The organism is Bacillus sp. FSL K6-3200 (genome assembly GCF_038630485.1).
In the GTDB taxonomy this organism is placed as follows: Bacteria; Bacillota; Bacilli; order Bacillales; family Bacillaceae; genus Bacillus; species Bacillus safensis.
The window spans coordinates 153,453-167,957 of the sequence record NZ_CP152032.1 but is presented as its reverse complement, the minus strand read 5'-3'; the positions used below and the strand labels follow the sequence as shown (position 1 = coordinate 167,957).

Genomic DNA, 14,505 nt, shown 5'->3' with positions numbered 1-14,505 from the left:
CGCATTCGGTGTCAGTCCTGCGTGCCGGTGCTCACGAATATCCAATTCGCTCTGCTCCGGTACTCGTCCTTCCTAGACTGCAAAGGTTTTCAATCATGCTGAAAAGAAGACAAAGGACTAAAATAGAAATCATTTTAGCCCTTTGTCAACAATCTGTAAAGGAAGCCGCTGGCTTCCTTTTTTATTTCGCTTTTTTCTCAATCGGTAAAATGAGTACTTCTACACGCCGGTTTTTACTTCTGCCTTCTGCTGTATCATTTGAGGCAATCGGTTTGAATTCGCCGTATCCTTTTGTACTAAAGTTCTCTTGGTTTAGATTGCTGTTTTCAAGAAGAATATTTAAAAAGTTTACAGCACGAATGGCGCTTAAATACCAGTTTGATTCAAATTCTGAATTTCTGATCGGTACATTATCCGTATGTCCGCTAATGACAATGTCACGAGCAGGATTAATGACGAGAAGCTTTGAGATTTCTTTTGCTAACGGGACATCCTGAGAGCGAATAACTGCCCGGCCAGAATCAAAGAAGATACTGTCCTCAATCGTAATGAGAAGTCCTTCATCCGTAAGCTTTGTCTCGAGCTTGGCACCAAGTTTTTTATTTGCAATGAATGAATCGACCTGCTTTTTGACCTTTGTGAGAACCGCTTGGTCCCTAGCCTTTGCTTTGGCTTCTTCATCTTCTTCCTCGGCTGCTTTTTTTGTCTGGTTGCTGTGCTCAGTTTCTTCCGTGCTTTGCATGCTGGATTGATCCATGACACCAGTACCGCCAGTAAAAACTACATTAAAAGACTTAGCCATCTGTTCATATTTTGCCGCATCAATTGAACTAGATGCAAAAAGCACAATGAAGAGGGCGAGAAGAAGCGTTAGAAGATCGGCATAAGGGATAAGCCAAGATTCATCTACATGGTCTTCATGATCATGGTTTTTGCGTTTCCTAGCCATTTTGATTTTCTCCTTCTTCAATGACAAGATTTGCACGTTCTTTTGCTGGTAAGTACATAAGCAGTTTTTGTTCAATGACTTTTGGAGACTGACCTTCAAGAACAGAAAGAATACCTTCGATCATAATCAGACGAAGCTTTACTTCTTCCTTTGATTTACGCTTCAGCTTGTTGGCAAATGGATGCCATAATACATACCCGGTAAAAATCCCAAGAAGTGTCGCGACGAAGGCAGCACTGATCGCATGTCCAAGTGCTTCAATATCTCCCATGTTTGCAAGTGCAGCAATAAGTCCGACAACTGCGCCAAGTACCCCTAGCGTCGGAGCGTATGTACCAGCTTGTGTAAAGATTAATGCGCCTGACTGATGTCGTTCAGACATCGCGTCGACTTCTTCTGTCAAGACGTCTCGAATAAATTCAGCACTTTGGCCGTCAACCGCCATGCTTAAACCGTTCTTTAGAAAATCATCATCGACTTCCTCAAGACTTGCTTCTAATGCCAAAAGACCTTCACGACGTGCAATTTGTGCCCAGTTTGAAAATAGAGGGATCATTTCTTGAATCGTTGGAAGCTGGCTGTCTTTGAAAATTTTGCCGAACAATTTTGGTGTTTTCTTAATTTCACTAGAAGGGAATGCGATGACAACAGCTGCAACCGTCCCCACAATGATGATTAATATAGCCGCCGGGTTGAGAAGAGCAGTTAGACTCACACCTTTCAAAACCATACCGACACCTAGTGCAATAAATGCTAAAATAATACCAATTAACGATGTTTTGTCCATTATCTCACCAAATCCTTTAACTATCTTTTTCTATAGTTAATATCGGTGTCTTCCAGAAGGGTTTTAGTCAGAATATAAAATTAAGACAGTTTCTGTGAAGAATTTTTGACGAAAGCGCTTTCTATCTGCGTAAAAAGAAACTCCCTTTCATATAAAGGGAGTCTCCATTTAATCGTTTTGAGCTGGTTCATCTAAATGAAGCAGCTCTTTTAATTTTTCTTCATACATGATTTTGACAAGATCGTAGCTCCAATTCATCATGTGATTCACCTCTTTTTCTTTTATCGTAAAGGAAAAGAGGCGGGGGAGCGTCGGTGTTCAGATGGAACTTAGACGCCGCAACATGATGGAGATGCATATCATCCTGAAGATGTAGTTATCCTTTTTTTACGACGATTTCGTCATGTTCAACATCCACAGTAAATCCAGAAAGCTGCTCCTCTTCAAGCAAGATCTCCGTCATTTGATCTTCAACGTGCTCTTGGATGGTTCTCCGAAGTGGACGAGCACCAAATGCAGGGTGATATCCAAGCTCTGCGATTTTTTCTTTCGCTTCATTTGTGACATGGACTGTTAAATTCTGCTCTTTTAATTGCTCTGACAGCTCATTGAGCAGAAGATCAACAATCTTCACTAAATCATTTCTGTCTAATGAATCAAACTGAATAATGCTGTCAAAACGGTTCAAGAATTCTGGTTTGAAGTAGCTGCTGAGTGAATCAATGAGTGATTGTTCCTCAATCGCTTCTTCTTGATCAGACTGGAAGCCGACCTTGACCGTTTTATCTGCGCTGCCTGCGTTACTTGTCATAATGATGACTGTATCTTTAAAGCTGACCGTTCTGCCTTGGCTGTCTGTTAAGCGGCCATCTTCCATGATTTGAAGGAAGATGTGCTGTACATCTGGGTGTGCTTTTTCGATTTCATCTAGCAAAATGATGCTGTATGGTTTTCTGCGCACTTTTTCAGTCAGCTGGCCAGCTTCATCATGTCCAACGTAACCAGGAGGAGAACCGATGAGTTTGGACACAGAGTGTTTTTCCATGTACTCACTCATATCTAAACGAATGATCGCATCTCTTGAACCGAATAATTCTTCAGCTAACGTTTTAGACAATTCGGTTTTCCCGACACCTGTTGGTCCAACGAAAAGGAAGGAGCCTGTTGGTCTATGTTTCGATTTTAATCCAGCTCTGCTTCTTTTCACAGCTTTCGCCACTTTGTCAACTGCATGTTCCTGCCCAATCACTCGTGCTTTTAGACGGACGTCAATTTCTTTCATTTTGGTTTGTTCGTCTGCTTGCAGTTTACCGACAGGAATGCCTGTTTTTTGTTCCACAATGGTCTGAATGTCCTCTGCTGTGACGATATGTTCTTTGTCAGTTGTTTTGTTTTGAAGTCTTGCTTCAATGGCTTCTTCTTCATCGCGAAGCTTCGCTGCTTTTTCATATTGTTCTTCTTTTAGCGCAGCTTGTTTTTCTGCGGCAATTTGCGCTAATCGATTTGTCAGCTCATCTTCACTTGCTGCATCAATGGAGAGGTTCGCTTTTGAACCAGCTTCATCCATTAAATCAATGGCTTTATCCGGCAAATGACGGTCTTGAATATACCGCGAAGATAATTGAACGCACGCTTTGATTGCTTCATCTGAATAGGTGACACCATGATAGGCTTCGTATTTATCTTGAATGCCTTTTAAGATGTCGATCGCTTCATCTTGTGTTGGCTCATCTACGATGACGGGCTGGAAGCGCCGTTCGAGTGCAGCATCTTTTTCAATTTGGCGATATTCTTTTAATGTCGTCGCACCTACTAGCTGCAGTTCGCCTCTTGCAAGGGCTGGTTTTAAAATGTTTCCAGCATCCATTGATCCTTCTGCAGAGCCTGCGCCCACAAGAAGGTGGATTTCATCTACAAATAAGATGATATTTTTACGGCTTTGCAGTTCTTTAATTAACTGCTTCATTCTTTCCTCAAATTGACCGCGTACACCTGTGTTTGCGACAAGTGAGGAGACATCTAATAAATAGATTTGTTTGTTCTTTAATTTATTTGGCACATCGCCGCTCGCAATTTTCAGCGCGAGTCCTTCTGCGATCGCTGTTTTCCCAACACCTGGTTCACCAATAAGAACAGGATTATTTTTATTTCTTCTATTTAAAATCTCAATGACTCTTGCGACTTCTTCATCACGGCCAATGACTGGATCAATTAAACCAGCATTTGCTCCATCTGTTAAGTTGCGGCCAAGCTCATCGAGTAAGCCCTTTTGCTTTGGCTGCTCCCCGTTTGGGGCATGTCCTGCTGCCTGAGAGAAGAATGAACTTCCTCCAAACAGCTGAGGTTCCATTTTCATTTTTGACTGCTCCATCAAAGAGGTATAGCAGTCTTCACATAAAACCATTTGGCTCCGGGACGAATTCACTTGCATATTCAGGCGAATAGTTGCTTCATTTACTTGACAATGTTGACAACGCATTTGCCATAACCTCCTTAAAATAAAGTTTGACTTTATTTGACCAATGAATGTTAAAGAAAATGGTCTGTTGTTTGACCATCTTTGACTATAGTATACTCTGACCTATTTTGACTTTCAACTGTTTTGCTCAAAGACGATAAAAAATCCTTTTTTGCATTTAATCATGGTTTGTCCTTCTTTTCAAGGAACTTGTCTCATAGGATAAAAAAGAGACAATCGAAAGTGATGGGTGCGGAGGGGTCACATGAAACGTTCAAATGAATCCGCTTTTCAGCTTGCCTTTGTATATGTAGGAACAGTGGTTGGAGCTGGGTTTGCGACAGGAAAAGAAATCGTAGAATTTTTTGTTCGTTTTGGCTGGATTGGACTATTAGGAATCCTGATTAGCGGCGTTATTTTTACTGGTCTAGGTGCAAAAATGATGCTGATTTCGAAACGAATCGAAGCAGAGTCTTATCAAGATATGAATCGTTTTTTATTTGGCACAGCTGCGAGTCGTTATATTAATATTATAATGTTTTTTATTTTACTTGGTGTCACCTCAGTCATGATTTCAGGCGCAGGGGCTATTTTTGAAGAACAGCTTGGTATATCGAAGGAGTATGGGATCTTTTTGACGATCATTCTGAGCGTCATTGTACTCTTTAAAGGTTCAAAAGGGCTATTTGGAGTCAACGTCCTTGTCGTTCCAATGCTGATTTTCTTTTCAATGATCGTGTTTCTTGATTCATTTGTGTTTAGCAGCAGTGAAAGTTATGTTCTTGCGCTGCAAATGGGTGAGGGCGAGTGGATATTATCAGCAGTGTCATATGGTGCCTTTAATTTAGCACTGTCACAGGCAGTGTTAGTACCCGTTGCAAATGAAATGACCTCTGAAGCAGTCATTAAAAAGGGAGCGGTGCTTGGGGGCGTCATGCTGACACTCATTTTGCTTGCTTGCTTTTTATCTCTTTCTTCATTAGATATGCTGGAGGCGTTTGATATCCCAATGGCCCAGGTAGTGTATCAAGTCGCAAACTCCATTCATCTCATTTATTTATTTGTCATCTTCGGCGAAGTTTTTACATCCGTCATAGGCAATTTATACGGGCTGGAGAGACAAGTGAGGGCATATATCCGAATAAACAGCATCTTTACGATATCCCTTATTCTCATATGCTGCTATGTGATTAGTAAAATTGGTTACGGTACACTGATTTCAACGGTTTATCCGGTTTTTGGCTATGTCAGCATCTTTTTTATCCTCTTTCTTTGTCTAAAAAAAGTGCCTGCACCGCTAGATAAGTAAAGAAAGGATAGCCTGTATGAAAAATATGTGGTACACTATCCTCTGTGAAAATTGAACAAAAATCCGTGAAGACGGGAGAGGTTCTAGCAAAACCCTCTATAAAAAACTAAGGACTTGCCGTATCCTTGGATGTGGCATTTTTTATTTTTTATGGCTGGGACACCTCATACACATGTAAAGGTGTCTTTTCTTTTGAGAAAAATAGGGGTTTTTTAGGAGCCTTTCAGATGCAGTGTTGTACGGTTGTACTTATCTGCAAAAGGAGGAGAACAGAAAATGAAAAATGAAAAAGCAGTCGTTGTCTTTAGCGGGGGACAGGACAGTACGACATGTTTATTATGGGCACTGCAACAATTTGAAGAGGTAGAAACAGTGACCTTTCATTATAATCAGCGTCATCAAGAAGAAATTGATGTCGCCAAAAGAATTGCTGACAAATTAGGTGTGAAGAATCATCTATTAGATATGTCTCTTTTGAATCAGCTCGCACCTAATGCTCTAACAAGAGATGACATTGATATTGAGGAAAAAGAAGGCGAGCTTCCTTCCACATTTGTGCCAGGAAGAAACTTAGTGTTCTTATCCTTTGCCTCTATTCTTGCGTATCAAATCGGAGCAAGACATATTATCACAGGAGTTTGCGAGACTGACTTTAGCGGCTATCCAGATTGCCGTGACGAGTTTGTGAAATCTTGCAACGTCACAGTGAATTTAGCAATGGAAAAACCATTTGTGATTCATACACCACTGATGTGGCTGAATAAAGCAGAAACATGGAAGCTGGCAGATGAACTCAATGCGCTGGATTTTGTGAAAAATGAAACGCTCACTTGCTATAACGGCATCATCTCTGATGGCTGCGGGGAATGTCCTGCATGTAAGCTGCGAAAAAACGGCTATGACACTTATATGGAAATGAAGGAGGCAAAATAAATGCTTTCTCAAATCTATCCACAAACCAATCATCCATTTTCATTTGAATTAAACAAAGACATGCATGTATCAGCTGCCCATTTCATTCCGCGAGAAGATGCAGGCGCATGCAGCCGTGTTCATGGTCATACGTACACCATTAATATCACGATTGCGGGAGACGACCTAGATGACTCGGGTTTTCTTGTCAATTTCAGTACATTGAAGAAGCTCATTCATGGGCAGTACGATCACACGCTGCTTAATGATCATGAAGAATTCTCATCAAACGATCCATACGCGATGCCAACCACTGAGGTGGTGGCAAAGACTGTACATGACAAAGTCGCAGCGTATTTATCAACTTTAGCGAACAAGCCGACATGTGTTCAGGTATTTGTCAGAGAGACACCAACAAGCTACTGCATTTACCGTCCGAAACGAGTTGAGATCAATGGCTAAAGCGATTCCTGTATTAGAAATCTTTGGTCCGACTATTCAAGGAGAAGGAATGGTGATTGGACAAAAAACAATGTTTGTCAGAACGGCTGGCTGTGACTACTCTTGCAGCTGGTGTGATTCCTCCTTTACATGGGATGGCTCAGCAAAGCATGACATTCAGTGGCTTGAGGCAGAAGACATTGTCAATGAATTAAAAAGAATAGGCGGACAGGCTTTTTCTCATGTCACCATTTCAGGAGGAAATCCGGCGCTTTTAAAACAAATGGAATCCCTCATTGATTTGCTGCATGAAGAGGGGGTTGATACAGCGCTTGAAACACAAGGGACGATGTATCAGGAATGGTTTTTGAAAATTGATGATTTAACCATTTCTCCTAAGCCGCCAAGCTCGAATATGAAAACAGATTTTACGAAACTAACACGTATCATAGATGAGCTGAAAAACGGAAATAGATTGCATCATGCTAGCCTGAAGGTCGTGATCTTTGACGATCGTGATCTAGCCTATGCGAAGGATGTTCATGCGAAATACCCTGAGCTTCCGTTTTATTTGCAGGTAGGAAATGATGACACGACAACAGCTGATGATACGTATTTATTGACGCATTTATTAAAGAAATATGAAGCGCTCGTAGATCAAGTCGCGCAAGATCCAGACTTAAACCGCGTAAGAGTGCTGCCGCAGCTGCACACGTTATTGTGGGGAAATAAACGAGGCGTATAGAAAGGAAGAGATGACATGACGACAAGAAAACCAGAAGAATTAGAAGGTGTCACGTTACTAGGAAACCAAGGAACCAATTATTTATTTGATTATGCACCACAAGTGCTTGAAACGTTCCCAAATAAGCATACAAATAGAGATTACTTTGTGAAATTCAACTGCCCGGAATTTACATCACTTTGTCCGCAAACAGGACAGCCGGATTTTGCGACCGTTTATATCAGCTATATTCCAAATGAAATCATGGTCGAAAGTAAATCGCTAAAATTATATTTGTTCAGTTTCCGTAACCATGGTGACTTCCATGAGGATTGTATGAACATTATTATGAACGACCTAATTGAATTGATGGACCCAAGGTATATTGAAGTTTGGGGCAAATTTACGCCAAGAGGCGGAATTTCAATTGACCCGTATACGAACTACGGAAAACCTGGGACTAAGTATGAAGAAATGGCATCATATCGTATGATGAACCATGATATGTATCCAGAAACGATTGATAATCGCTAATAAATAGGAAAAGACATGCAGAATGCATGTCTTTTTTGTTGAGATTGAAGCGAATCGATTATAAAAAAAGAGAAGAGTCATGTCACTCTTCTCATACGAATGGGAATAGAACTTGCTAGGACGGCTGGGGGCTACCAGCTCGTAAACATATTATACATGACAGAACGTATGTTTGTAAAGAGGAATCATGCTTTTTTTGCTTAACTCATTTGATGTACGATAAAATAGAGGCAATGAATGATAAACGGAGGCGTTTGAGTTGGTAAACAAAGAAGAGCGGGCAGAGCAGCTGCTAATGGATCTAAGGGAAGAGCTTCAAATGCTCGAACATCAAAACAAAGAACGGTATAAATGGAGTGCCTCTACATTGCTTGGAGTGATTGCCCTCTTAATTGATAAAGGAGTAATCACACCCGAGGAAGTCGAGATGTACAAGACGAAGGCGGAAATGCAAACCTTTCATACGCAAAAAGACTGATCCCCTCTTTACATGGTATCAGTCTTTTTCATATGTGATTGTCAAAATAGAGCAAAGTTGTCAAACGAGCCAAATTTGCTTTATATATACGTATGTACCGATCGTCTGAATTGAGGATTGCAAATTAATGTACGGAGTCTTTGATGATTTTATAGTTTTTATGATTAACGACTGTTAGTGAGTCCAGTTCTAAATCTCTATAGTTGTCCATAATGGTGACGTCCACAATGACAGAGTTTTCATTCACTTTTTCAACTACACCTGTTAAACCATTTCTAAATTCGATCACATTTCCAATTTTTGCAATCTTCAACCGATCCCTCTCCTTTAAAAACAGATTTCATTCCCTATTAAAAAGTATTTTGCAATATTTTCATACCAATGTAAAGGATAAAGACGTTTTTGTTTTGTTTTCGTTGTATGCTTTTCTAACGAATGGTATATTTAATATTTGATCATGGCTGAAAAGGAGCGGTTTTTTTGACTGAAGAACAAATCCTCACAATAATCGAATCTTTACGGAATGGGACGGAAAAACAAGTGACCATCCAAAAAGATGATTTTTTAACGTTTCGTTCTGTTTTGGTGAATCAAGATGATTTTAAACATTTTCGCGGGATCGCCAAACATGGTGGAGATGTTATTTTTGAATATCTTACAGAAGCAAGAAGCTAAAGCTTTTTCTCATTGATGAGAGAAAGCTTTTTTATTTTCGTTCTTTTGTCACACTTCAAACCACTCTGATACATATGAAAAGAAAATGTAATAACCCATAATCAGGAGCATAAGGATGATGATAGGTGAAAAAGGGACCTTTTTAAGCGCTAACAATTCCATTTTATGTGCGCTCAACTAGGACATGCCATTTAATGACGGAATTTGGACAGGCATGTAAATCTTTGTGCGTGAAAATAGAATGAGCTCTTGTTAGAGTGGACAAGTATCTTACAGCCTACTTTTGATTAAAGGAGGAAAAAGGCGAATGATTAAAATTCATACAGCTCTTTTTGTCATCCTTATGCTCGTTGCAGCAATGAAGATGGACAATATACAAGAGCAGCAAGGCACATTAAGTCACGAACTTTCACAAGCACCTGTTAAACATCAGCTTTCATATATAGATCAAGATCACGATCAAGTCATCCCGGCATTTTCTGAGGAGAAGCGTCAGCCAAAAGTGAAAATGCTAAGTACGTCAACAGAAGAAAAGTCTTCAAAACCGAAGCAAAAGAAAAAAGTAAAATCTGAATCGACGAATAAGGCAAGCGGCAAACAGTATTCTAATGAAGAAATGGACTTGCTTTCTCGATTGGTACATGCTGAAGCGAAAGGTGAATCTTACGAAGGGAAAAAAGCGGTGGCAAGCGTTGTCTTAAACAGGGTGGAGCATCGTTCTTTTCCTGACAGTGTTAAAGGTGTGATTTATCAGCGAAATGCTTTCCAGCCAGTATCAAACGGAAGTATTCATGATAAGGCAGATCAAGATTCCATTAAAGCGGTGAAGCAGGTAGTAAAAGAGCATGACAGAACAACAAAGGCTATTTATTTTTATAATCCAAAAACGGCAACAGATCACTGGATTCGTTCCCGCAAAATTGTAGAACGCATCGGACGTCACGTATTTGCCGTATAAAGAAAAAGAGCGATCAATGAGATTGCTCTTTTTTTGTCTTCAATTATTAAAATATTTTTTGGACTTGTCTCATAGAATGTGAAAAGAATTTGCTTTAGACAAGGGGAGGCTACATGAATCGATTTGTAAAAGGGGTCATTCTGCTATCTGTCGCAGCTTTTATTGCGGAGTGTATAGAGTTTTTAGTCAATATGATTTTAGCGAGAGAGCTTGGAGAACATGGAATGGGTTTGTATATGAGTATCCTTCCAATCATCATGCTTGTCCTTGTGATCGCCAGCTTAGAGCTGCCAGTCTCCATTTCTAAATTCATTGCAGAATCACATGAGCGTCTCCACAAAAGTATGCTCCGTCATGCCTTTAAAATGACGCTTGTGGTGACAAGTACAACAACAGCTATAGCAGCCATTGTACTGCCTTTCATTCCAGTGTTCCAGTCGTATCATCCGCTGATGAAAGGCTTGGTGCTGTCACTTATCCCGATTATTGCCTTTACCTCCATTGCCCGCGGCTATTTTATGGGTAAGCAGCAAATGGGCAGAATCGCTCTAGCCAATATGCTGAAGAAAACGATCCAGCTCATCTGCTTGTTTTTGTTTTTTCATTGGTATTCGTTTGATATTGAAACAGCAGTACTCATCGCCATTGGTGTCATTGTTGCGAGTGATCTTGTCGTCTTTATTTATTTATACTCCCAATACGTCATGGCGAAAAATGCTGTGAATGTCAGGTCTGTTGAATTAAGAGGGATTGATGTGCGAAAGCGCCTATTAGCCGTTTCCATTCCGACAACGGGCATGCGCATCTTTCATGCGATCGCCAATGCGGTTGAACCATTTTTAATCAAAGGAGCGCTCGTTGCAGCAGGCATTTCTGGAACACTTGCTGTTGATCATTACGGCATGCTGGCTGGTGTCGCAATGTCGATCGGTTTTTTCCCAGCGTTTATCGCTCATTCCATCATGATTGTGATGATTCCGAGTGTCTCTGAAGCCTATGCTTTAGGCCAGTATGATCTTGTGAAAAAACGTGTCAGACAGGCGATTCTCATAACGTTTGGATACGGGGTGCCGGCAGTGATGGTGATGTATTATTTTGCTTACCCGCTCACACAGCTCTTTTTTGATTCACCGCAAGCTGCTGTCTATTTACAGCTGCTTTGGCCATACTTTCTATGCCATTTGTTTGTGATGCCATTTCAGGCGTGTTTAATCGGTATGGGGCTCATCAAAGATGTGTTCCTACATAATATATGGGTGCATGTCGTCTCGTTTTCTATGGTGTATTTCCTCGGTTCAATTGAAAGCTTGAATATGATGGGGGTCATTTTAGGGATGAACACAGGCATGCTGCTTTTGACCGCACTGCATTATGCGACCATTTGTAAGGAGCTCGGCGTTTCAATGTTCCTTACATTGAAAAAAGCTTGAATGTCATCATCATCGAGCGGGCAAGCTATAAGAAAACTGGGAAGGAAGATCATGATGAATCGTAAAAATCTACCCGCCAGTCTTCTGATGATGACCCTGCTGTTATTTCTAATGAGCGCAGCAGCAGAAGCAAAAGAGCCCGTAATGGCGCCAAGAATAGAGGCCCCAACATTAACTGGTGAAACGCAGATGGTTCCCGCAAAAGGAAAAAAGACCATTTTGCATTTTTGGACAACATGGTGCCCGTCTTGCAAAATGGAACTGCCTGCATTTGAGCAAATCGTGAAAGAAAATCAGAGTGATGTTGACATATTGACCGTGAATTTACTAGGTGCTGAACAAAGTAAACATGCTGTTGCCCAATTTGTGAAAGACAGAAGGTTTACATTCCCGATCCTACTAGATGAACACGGAGAAATGATGAAGAAATATCAAATCATCACCATCCCAACGACCTTTTTGATTAATGAAAAAGGAGAAGTGGTGAAAAATCATGTAGGTCCACTGACGAAAAAACAAATCAAAGAGTGGACAAATTCGTAGAACAAATCCTTTCTGTGAAAGAACCAATTCTGTTGGTTCTTTTTTGTGTTCATTTGCTTTTCATCTGAATACACTGTGCTCAGAAGAAGACGGAACGGTCTATATCAATAATGATAATTATTATCAAAAAGAAATTATAATAATTATTAATTGAAAATTGTTCAGAACCTGTTATAATGAGTTACAGACCAATAAAAAGCTTGAAATAGCAGAAAATATAGATGGAAAAAGAAACGGGCAACGATTGATAATATGAAAATGATTATCAATTAGAGAGGAGAAAACAATCATGAATGAGAATACAGCACTTTATCAAACGACAAATCAAAAGGAATCGAAATGGTCCTTACATAAATGGGCACAGCACGGAGAATTAATTGCAGCAGGTATCTCGGGGATTCTCATTTTAATTGGATGGATTCTAAAGGATCAGAGCATGTGGAGCATTCCTCTTTTCATCCTAGCATTTGTCATTGGAGGTTTTGCAAAGGCGAAGGAAGGAATTGAAGAAACGATTTCGTCAAAGACCTTGAATGTGGAACTTTTAATGATTTTCGCAGCAATAGGCTCAGCTCTGATCGGCTACTGGGCAGAAGGCGCTATCTTAATTTTTATTTTCTCACTGAGTGGTGCGCTTGAAACGTATACGTCAAATAAAAGCAAGAAAGATTTAACAGCATTAATGAGCATTGCACCAGATGAAGCAACTTTAATTGAAGAAGATGGTACGACCATTCAAATCGCCGCTTCATCATTGACACCAGGTGACCGTATTATGATCAAAGCTGGGGAACGCATTGCAGCAGATGGTGTGATTATAAGCGGGAGAACAAGTGTGGATGAATCTGCACTCACAGGCGAATCTGTTCCACAGGAAAAAGGGCAGGGCGAAGACGTATTTGCAGGGACAGTGAACTTAAATGGTTCTTTAACAGTGGAAGTCACTAAACATAATGAAGAAACGCTTTTCCATAAAATTATTAAACTTGTCGAATCCGCTCAAGAAAGTGTTTCGCCAAGCCAAGCATTTATCGAAAAATTCGAAGGCGCCTATGTAAAAGGTGTGCTGATCACCGTCGCAATTTTAATGGTTCTGCCTCATTTTGTACTCGGCTGGAGCATGAGTGAAACCTTCTACCGGGCAATGGTGTTTATGGTCGTTGCTTCACCTTGTGCTCTTGTTGCATCCATTATGCCAGCCGCACTGTCACTGATTTCGAATGGCGCAAGAAATGGGATGCTTGTCAAAGGAAGTGTCTTTTTAGAAAAACTAGGCACAAGCAGTATGATTGCTTTTGATAAAACGGGGACGATTACAAGCGGGAAGCCAGCCGTAGAACAAGTTGTCATGACGAAAGGGCAGGATGAATCAGCTTTTTATCAGGCACTCTATCAAATTGAGAGTCAATCAAACCACCCATTAGCGAAAGCAATTTCTGATATGGCAAAAGAGCACCAAACAGAAAGATCAGTCCATGTCACCATTGAAGAAACCTCTGGATTTGGTGTGAAAGCACAATTAAATGGAGAAACGTGGCGGATTGGGAAGAAAGACTTTGCTGGTAAGGCGTCAATCGACCGCGAGATTGAAGAGACAGGTGATGATCTTTCAGCGCAAGGATACACAGTGGTCTACGTTCAAAAGGGTGAACAAGTCGTTGGCTGCCTTGGTCTTAAGGATCAAATCAGACCTGAAGCCAAAAAAATGATTCAAGAACTAAATGATTTAGGCATCCAAACCGTCATGCTGACAGGAGATCAGCAAAAAACGGCTGAAGCCATTGCACAGGAAGCCGGTATCCAAACCGTAGTGGCTGAATGTCTTCCAGATGAAAAGGTACATGAGGTCAATCAATTAAAAAAACAAGGTAATTCAATCATCATGGTAGGAGACGGAATCAATGATGCACCAGCGCTCGCCACAGCAGATGTTGGGGTTGCAATGGGCGGAGGCACAGACGTTGCCTTAGAAACAGCAGATCTCATCTTAATGAAGAATAATTTAAATAACCTCACAAAAATGATCCGTCTTTCAAGAAAAATGAATCGAATCATTAAGCAAAATATTATTTTCTCACTAACGGTGATCTGTCTGTTAATTTGTGCGAATTTCTTACAACTGCTCGATCTGCCATTTGGCGTCATTGGGCATGAAGGAAGTACGATTTTGGTCATTTTAAATGGTCTGCGTCTGCTTCGTGCATCTTAAATCAATCATCAGGGCGCACTGGTTACATGCCAGTGCGCTTTTGTGCGAAATACAGCAAAAACTGATACAATAGACCAGTAGTAAAACGTGTGAGGAGG

The 14,505-nt window shown here is 40.7% G+C and carries 15 protein-coding genes and 1 riboswitch; of the genes, 11 read left to right on the top strand and 4 right to left on the bottom strand.

Features of this window, described 5'->3' with window-relative positions; all coding sequences use genetic code 11:
• Nucleotides 1-181 precede the first annotated feature (181 nt).
• The 3 genes from motB to MHI60_RS00850 all read right to left on the bottom strand — a co-directional run bounded on the left by motB (nucleotide 182) and on the right by MHI60_RS00850 (nucleotide 4,215).
• Nucleotides 182-949 (bottom strand): flagellar motor protein MotB, encoded by a 768-nt coding sequence (motB, locus tag MHI60_RS00860; protein WP_144470321.1) that lies wholly within the window; start codon nucleotides 947-949, stop codon nucleotides 182-184.
• Nucleotides 942-1,736: a flagellar motor stator protein MotA gene (motA, locus tag MHI60_RS00855; RefSeq protein ID WP_024424680.1), complete on the bottom strand. Its 795-nt coding sequence runs from the start codon at nucleotides 1,734-1,736 to the stop codon at nucleotides 942-944. The genes motB and motA overlap by 8 nt, the downstream gene beginning before the upstream one ends.
• Before the next feature lie 376 nt (nucleotides 1,737-2,112).
• Nucleotides 2,113-4,215 carry an ATP-dependent Clp protease ATP-binding subunit gene (locus tag MHI60_RS00850; RefSeq protein ID WP_144470323.1) on the bottom strand — a complete coding sequence of 701 codons (2,103 nt, stop codon included), beginning with the start codon at nucleotides 4,213-4,215 and terminating at the stop codon, nucleotides 2,113-2,115.
• A 244-nt stretch (nucleotides 4,216-4,459) separates the two neighbouring features.
• Here MHI60_RS00850 and MHI60_RS00845 point away from each other — a divergent pair, with 244 nt between their 5' ends.
• From MHI60_RS00845 to MHI60_RS00820, 6 genes are all read left to right on the top strand, one after another.
• The gene (locus MHI60_RS00845; protein ID WP_095408337.1) at nucleotides 4,460-5,503 is read left to right on the top strand and encodes a hypothetical protein; all 1,044 of its coding nucleotides are present in this window, start codon (nucleotides 4,460-4,462) and stop codon (nucleotides 5,501-5,503) included.
• A gap of 71 nt (nucleotides 5,504-5,574) precedes the next feature.
• Nucleotides 5,575-5,619, top strand: a riboswitch (PreQ1 riboswitch).
• A 160-nt stretch (nucleotides 5,620-5,779) separates the two neighbouring features.
• Complete coding sequence (gene queC / locus MHI60_RS00840) at nucleotides 5,780-6,436, top strand: 7-cyano-7-deazaguanine synthase QueC (RefSeq protein ID WP_024424683.1); 657 nt, start codon at nucleotides 5,780-5,782, stop codon at nucleotides 6,434-6,436.
• The gene (queD, locus tag MHI60_RS00835; RefSeq protein WP_095408338.1) at nucleotides 6,437-6,877 is read left to right on the top strand and encodes a 6-carboxytetrahydropterin synthase QueD; all 441 of its coding nucleotides are present in this window, start codon (nucleotides 6,437-6,439) and stop codon (nucleotides 6,875-6,877) included.
• A complete protein-coding gene (queE, locus tag MHI60_RS00830) occupies nucleotides 6,870-7,601 on the top strand; it encodes a 7-carboxy-7-deazaguanine synthase QueE (protein ID WP_144470325.1) in 732 nt (243 codons plus the stop codon). Before queD ends, queE begins: the two co-directional genes overlap by 8 nt.
• A gap of 15 nt (nucleotides 7,602-7,616) precedes the next feature.
• The gene (gene queF, locus MHI60_RS00825) at nucleotides 7,617-8,114 is read left to right on the top strand and encodes a preQ(1) synthase (RefSeq protein WP_003211403.1); all 498 of its coding nucleotides are present in this window, start codon (nucleotides 7,617-7,619) and stop codon (nucleotides 8,112-8,114) included.
• A gap of 259 nt (nucleotides 8,115-8,373) precedes the next feature.
• Entirely contained in the window at nucleotides 8,374-8,592 is a 219-nt protein-coding gene (locus MHI60_RS00820) for a hypothetical protein (RefSeq protein WP_144470327.1), read from the top strand.
• 124 nt (nucleotides 8,593-8,716) lie between these two features.
• Here the strand turns inward: MHI60_RS00820 and MHI60_RS00815 are convergent, their stop codons facing one another.
• Entirely contained in the window at nucleotides 8,717-8,905 is a 189-nt protein-coding gene (locus MHI60_RS00815) for a DUF2187 family protein (RefSeq protein ID WP_003211747.1), read from the bottom strand.
• Nucleotides 8,906-9,072: 167 nt separating this feature from the next.
• On the opposite strand from MHI60_RS00815, the gene MHI60_RS00810 reads away from it, so the two are divergent.
• From MHI60_RS00810 to MHI60_RS00790, 5 genes are all read left to right on the top strand, one after another.
• Nucleotides 9,073-9,267, top strand: coding sequence for a hypothetical protein (locus MHI60_RS00810; RefSeq protein WP_039178090.1), 195 nt, complete (start codon nucleotides 9,073-9,075; stop codon nucleotides 9,265-9,267).
• A 307-nt stretch (nucleotides 9,268-9,574) separates the two neighbouring features.
• Nucleotides 9,575-10,225 carry a cell wall hydrolase gene (locus MHI60_RS00805; protein WP_044331914.1) on the top strand — a complete coding sequence of 217 codons (651 nt, stop codon included), beginning with the start codon at nucleotides 9,575-9,577 and terminating at the stop codon, nucleotides 10,223-10,225.
• A 113-nt stretch (nucleotides 10,226-10,338) separates the two neighbouring features.
• On the top strand, nucleotides 10,339-11,655 hold the full coding sequence (locus tag MHI60_RS00800) for a polysaccharide biosynthesis protein (protein ID WP_048238742.1): 1,317 nt from the start codon (nucleotides 10,339-10,341) through the stop codon (nucleotides 11,653-11,655).
• Nucleotides 11,656-11,709: 54 nt separating this feature from the next.
• Nucleotides 11,710-12,198, top strand: coding sequence for an endospore biogenesis thiol-disulfide oxidoreductase StoA (gene stoA / locus MHI60_RS00795; protein WP_095408344.1), 489 nt, complete (start codon nucleotides 11,710-11,712; stop codon nucleotides 12,196-12,198).
• A gap of 289 nt (nucleotides 12,199-12,487) precedes the next feature.
• Nucleotides 12,488-14,407, top strand: a complete 1,920-nt coding sequence (locus tag MHI60_RS00790) for a heavy metal translocating P-type ATPase (protein WP_144470329.1) — start codon at nucleotides 12,488-12,490, stop codon at nucleotides 14,405-14,407.
• Nucleotides 14,408-14,505: the final 98 nt, after the last annotated feature.